Here is a 5,406-nt window from a genome sequence, read left to right as displayed (position 1 = left end):
GTGCGCGCGCCGAGGAAGTGGGAGAGCACCAGGCGGCGGTCGCGCAGCTGGCCGGCGAAGGCCAGCGGCACCCCCGTGCGCTGCCGGATGCCGCGCAGGGCGCGCCGGTAGAGGTCGCCGTCGGCGGGCCGCAGCACCACGTGGACCTCCCTGGGAGTACCCCCGCCCGGGGGTAGCCGGCGCGGTCGGGTGCTCCGGATGATACGGCCCCGCACTCGACGAGGAGAGCCCATGACTGCCGAGCCGTTCCGGTCCGCCCGCCGGTTCCTGCTTGACCACCGCGAAGACCACGACACGGCCGTCGACGGCTTCCGGTGGCCCGAGCTGACCGAGTTCAACTGGGCGCTCGACTGGTTCGACGCGCTGGCCGCCGACCCGGAGTCCGCCGCGCGGCCCGCGCTGTGGCTGGTCGAGGAGGACGGCAGCGAAGCGAAGTACACGTTCGCCGAGCTGGCCGAGCGCTCGAACCGGGTCGCGAACTGGCTGCGCGCGCAGGGCGTCCGGCGGGGCGAGCGGCTGCTGCTCATGCTGGGCAACCAGGTCGAGCTGTGGGAGGTGCTGCTCGCGGCGATGAAGCTCGGCGCCGTGGTGATCCCCGCGTCGACCCTGCTCGGCCCGGCCGACCTGCCCGACCGCGTCACCCGCGGCCGCGTCCGGCACGTCGTGGCCCGCGACCGCGACACCGCCAAGTTCCCGGACGGCGACTACACCCGGATCGCCGTCGGCGAGCCCGCCGAGGGCTGGCTGGACTTCGCCCGGGCGTACGAGAGCGAGCCGGTCTTCACCCCGGACGGCCCGACCGCTGCGTCGGACACCCTGCTGCTGTACTTCACCTCCGGCACGACGGCGCTGCCGAAGCTGGTCGAGCACACGCACGCCAGCTACCCGGTGGGCCACCTGTCCACGATGTACTGGATCGGGCTCGAACCCGGCGACGTCCACCTCAACATCTCCTCGCCGGGCTGGGCGAAGCACGCGTGGAGCAACGTCTTCGCGCCGTGGAACGCGGGCGCCACGGTGTTCATCTTCAACTACGAACGCTTCGACGCGAAGGCGTTGCTGGCCCAGATGGACCGCTGCGGCGTGACGAGCTTCTGCGCGCCGCCGACGGTCTGGCGGATGCTCATCCAAGCCGACCTGACCGCGCTTCGAGTCCCGCCGAAGAAGGTCGTCGGGGCGGGCGAGCCGCTCAACCCCGAGGTCATCGAGCAGGTCGAGCGCGCCTGGGGCGTCACGATCCGGGACGGCTTCGGCCAGACGGAAACCACCGTCCAGATCGCCAACTCGCCCGGCCAGCGCGTCAAGCCCGGGTCGATGGGCCGCCCGATGCCCGGCTACCCGGTGGTGCTCGTCGACCCGGCGACCGGCGAGCCCGGCGACGAGGGCGAAATCTGCCTCGACCTGCGCGAGCGCCCGCTCGGCCTGATGGCGGGCTACCGCGACGACCCCGAGCGCACCGCCGAGGTCATGCGCGGCGGCTTCTACCACACCGGCGACGTCGGCAGCCGCGACGAAGACGGCTACCTCACCTACGTCGGCCGGGCCGACGACGTGTTCAAGGCGTCGGACTACCGGATCTCGCCGTTCGAGCTGGAAAGCGTGCTGCTGGAGCACGAAGCCGTGGCCGAGGCGGCCGTCGTCCCGTCACCCGACCCGGTGCGGCTGGCCGTGCCGAAGGCGTACGTCGTCCTCGCCGCCGGGCATGAGCCGGACGTCGGCACCGCGGCCGCGATCCTGGGGTACGCGCGCGAGCACCTGGCGCCGTACAAGCGGATCCGGCGGCTCGAGTTCGCCGACCTGCCGAAGACCATCTCGGGCAAGATCCGCCGCGTCGAGCTGCGGGAACGCGAGGAGAAGCTGCACGCGGGGGAGGGGCCGGTCGAGGGCGAGTACACCGAGCGCGACGTCGTCGGCTGACGTCGAGGCAGGGTACGCACGGCGGCCCGCGCCGGGTGTCCAGAAGTTGAACACCCGGCGCGCTCCCCGGGCGGCAAGGTGATCCCTCACCACCGCCCGAACCGGTGGTTCCCTTCCCGCCACCTCGAAAGGGGAGCAGCGTGACCCTCAGCCACGACGCTCCGGACACCGGCAGCGCGCCCCGGGGCGTCTCCCGCCGCGGATTCTTCGGTTACGTCCTCGCGGCCGGCACCCTGGTCGTCGCCGCGGACCTGGGGACGAGCGCCCCGGCCGCCGCCTCGGTGCCGTCGCCGCCGCAGCCGCCCGAGCTCTACGACCTCAACGACGCGCTCACCGACGCCGCGCTGCCGACCTCGCAGCTCATCACCGTCACGGTGCACTCCGACGGCACGGCGTCGTTCGCGCTGCCGCGGGCCGAGGTGGGGCAGGGCATCACCACGTCGACGGCGATGATCATCGCCGAAGAGCTGGACCTGCCGGTGGAGAAGGTGCGCGTCACGCTCGCCCCGGCGCGGCCGGAGCTGCTGTTCAACCAGCTGACCGGCGGGTCCAACACGACGATCGCGACGTTCACGCCGATCCGGGTCGCCGCGGCGATCGCGAAGCAGCAGCTGCTCGAAGCGGCGGCGCTGCTCCTCGGGTCGAACGTCGCCCTGCTGGTGTCCAAGGCCGGCGTGATCAGCGCGCCGGATGGCTCGTCCGCGACCTACGGCGAGCTCGCCACCAAGGCCGCGGCGAGCGAGACCAAGCAGGTCACCCTCGACCCGAGCGCGCTCAAGGCCGCGTCGGAGTTCAAGGTGCTCGGCAAGCCGCGCACCCGCGTCGACGCGCTCGACATCGTCACCGGCCGCAAGCAGTTCGCGATGGACCTCGACGTCCCGGGCGCGCTGCCGACGATGGTCTGCCGTCCGCCGACGCTCAACGGCCGCCCGAAGGCGATCCTCAACAAGGCCGACGTCCTGGCGCTGCCCGGCGTCACCGACGTCGCGCTCATCCCGACCGGCGTCGCTGTGCGCGCGGAGACGTTCGGCCAGTGCATCGACGGCGTCCGCGCGCTGCGCGTCGACTGGGGGCCGGGCAGTGTCGAAGGCCAGGACGACGCGTCGGTGCTGGCGAACCTGCGCAAGGCCGAGCTGCCGCTGGCCGTGCCGAAGGTGCCGCTGCTGACCAAGACCGTCGACGCGGACTTCGAGTTCATGTTCCGCTCCAGCGCCGCGCTCGAGCCCTACGCCGCGGTCGCCGACGTCCGGTCCGGCAGCGCGGAGATCTGGGCCGGGCTGAAGTCGCCGATCGTCGCCCAGAGCGAGGTCGCCCAGGCCGTCGGCCTGCCGCAGGACAAGGTGAAGGTGAACGTGATCACCGGCGGCGGCTCGTTCGGGCACAAGCTGTTCGGCGACCACGCGGTCGAGGCCGCGCAGGCGTCGAAGGCGTTCGGCAAGCCGGTCCGGCTGATGTGGCACCGCGCCGACGAGCCGCGCCAGGGCCGGCTGCACCCGATGGCCACCTCACGGCTGCGCGCGACGCTCCTGGCCGGCAACGTGCTGACGTTCGAGCAGCGGCACACCTCGGTCGAGACGTCGTTCCGGCACGGCCTCGGCGAGGCGCTCAGCTCGGTGGCGACGAAGCTGCCGACCGGGCTCGGCAACCTCGGCGTCGCGGAGACCATTTTCGCGCTCACGCAGGAGGTGCCGTACAACTTCGGCGTCGTCGACCAGCTGCTCACCGAGACCGACCAGCGCTTCAACACCGGCTCGATGCGCAACGTCTACTCCCCGGACGTCGGCTGCGCGGCCGAGCTGATGGTCGACATCCTGGCCAAGGCCGTCGGCAAGGACCCGCTGGACTTCCGGCTGGAGTTCCTCAAGAGCGACGTCGTGAAGGGCGTGCTGCGCAAGGTCGCCGAGGTCGGCGGCTGGGGGCGCGCGATGCCGGCGGGCTGCGCGCAGGGCATCGCGATCCACAAGGAGTACAAGGGCGCGAGCGCGTGCCTGGTCGAGATCGACTGCCGCCCGGAGACGGTGAACCGCAAGATCCGCGACGGCGTCGCCGGCCCCCGGGTGACGAAGGCGGTCGTCGCGATCGACGCCGGGCTCGTGGTGAACCCGCGCGGGCTGGAGGCGCAGATGATGGGCGGGTTCGCCGACGGGCTGGCGCTCGCGCTGACCAGCAGCGTCCACCTGAAGGACGGGCACTTCCTGGAAGCCAGCTGGGACAACTACTTCTACACCCGCCAGTGGAACGTGCCGACGGACTTCACGGTGGTGGTCACGCCGTCGCACGGCGACCAGCCCGGCGGGGCGGGCGAGGCGAGCGTCGCGTGTTCGTTCGCGGCCGTGGCGTGCGCGTACGCCCGCGCAACGGGGAAGGTCCCGAAGCGGTTCCCGATCAACCACGACGACCCGATCGGCTTCGAGGTCAAGTCGTTCGTCCCGCCCGTGCCCGCGTCGCCGACCGACGGCCTCGACCACACCTACTGAGGAGGAACCCCTTGAGCAAGCACACCTTCGTCCTCAACGGGAAGCCGGTGACCGTCGACGTCGACGACGACGTGCGCCTCCTGTGGGTGCTGCGCGACGTCCTCGGCGTGCGCGGGCCCAAGTACGGCTGCGGCATCAACGTCTGCAAGGCGTGCACGTCGCACTTCAACGGCAAGGCGTTCAACCCGTGCTCGGTCCGGGTGGCCGACGTAAAGGAGACGGACGAGGTCACCACGATCGAGGGCCTGCCGGGCACGGTGGGCGCGGACCTGCACCCGATGCAGGAGGCGTGGCTGGAGCACGACGTCGCGCAGTGCGGTTATTGCCAGCCGGGACAGATCATGGCGGCGGTCGCGAAGGTGCGGCAGGTCCGGGCGCAGGGGCGGGAGATCACCGACAGCGACCTGGACGAGATCCGGAACGTCTGCCGGTGCGGGACGTACTCCCGGATCCGGGAGGCGATCAAGGCGGGCGCGGCGAAGATGTAGCTGCGGTGGGCGTCGCCCCTGACCCCGGGTGTAGTGAATGACTCATTCATGTCGTCCGACGACATGAATGAGTCATTCACGTCGTCCGGCAGGGGCTCCGGATGCCGTGGCCTTCACGGTGGTCAGGCCAGCAGCGGTGCCAGCTGGTGGGCGTGTTCCCGCAGCTCGGCCACCAGCTCCGTGTTCGGTCCCGCCACCCGGTCCGGCGGGCCGCTCAACGCCAGCCCGGCCACGAGCGTGCCGTCCGTGACGTCGTGGATCGGGACGGCCAGGCAGCCGCGGTCCGGGTGGAGCTCGCCGCACTGGCGGGCCAGCCGCTCCTCGCGGCACTGGGCCAGCTCGGCGTCCAGGTGGTCCGGGTCGATGATCGTGCTCGCCGTGAGCTGGCGCAGGCCGCGGGCGGTGGCGCGCCAGTCGGGCCGGTCGGCCAGCAGGAGCTTGCCCAGTGCCGACGCGTGCGGGTAGCGGGCCAGCAGCGCTTCGTCGTGCGGTGGGTGGTCGGGGTCGCCGTCGAGCAGGACCAG

General features: G+C 72.0%; 4 protein-coding genes. 3 read left to right on the top strand and 1 reads right to left on the bottom strand.

The window, feature by feature from the left end:
* Positions 1 to 231: 231 nt before the first annotated feature.
* From G3I65_RS35470 to G3I65_RS35460, 3 genes are all read left to right on the top strand, one after another.
* The gene (locus G3I65_RS35470; RefSeq protein ID WP_160699964.1) at positions 232 to 1,917 is read left to right on the top strand and encodes an AMP-binding protein; all 1,686 of its coding nucleotides are present in this window, start codon (positions 232 to 234) and stop codon (positions 1,915 to 1,917) included.
* 140 nt (positions 1,918 to 2,057) lie between these two features.
* A complete protein-coding gene (locus G3I65_RS35465) occupies positions 2,058 to 4,394 on the top strand; it encodes a molybdopterin cofactor-binding domain-containing protein (protein ID WP_160699963.1) in 2,337 nt (778 codons plus the stop codon).
* Positions 4,395 to 4,405: 11 nt separating this feature from the next.
* Entirely contained in the window at positions 4,406 to 4,882 is a 477-nt protein-coding gene (locus tag G3I65_RS35460; protein WP_160699962.1) for a (2Fe-2S)-binding protein, read from the top strand.
* A 122-nt stretch (positions 4,883 to 5,004) separates the two neighbouring features.
* Here G3I65_RS35460 and G3I65_RS58630 read toward each other — a convergent pair.
* A partial coding sequence (locus tag G3I65_RS58630) for an IclR family transcriptional regulator C-terminal domain-containing protein (RefSeq protein ID WP_275940185.1) occupies positions 5,005 to 5,406 on the bottom strand: 402 nt, incomplete at its 5' end.

This window comes from Amycolatopsis sp. SID8362 (assembly GCF_010550475.1).
GTDB classification, from domain to species: Bacteria; Actinomycetota; Actinomycetes; order Mycobacteriales; family Pseudonocardiaceae; genus Amycolatopsis; species Amycolatopsis eburnea.
Note: the sequence above shows the minus strand (reverse complement) of the source record. Positions and strands in the feature narration are given on the sequence as shown.

Coding starts and splice junctions, on each gene's coding strand:
- G3I65_RS35470 (WP_160699964.1), top strand. CDS start 232: ATGACTGCCGAGCCGTTCCGGTCCGCCCGCCGGTTCCTGCTTGACCAC.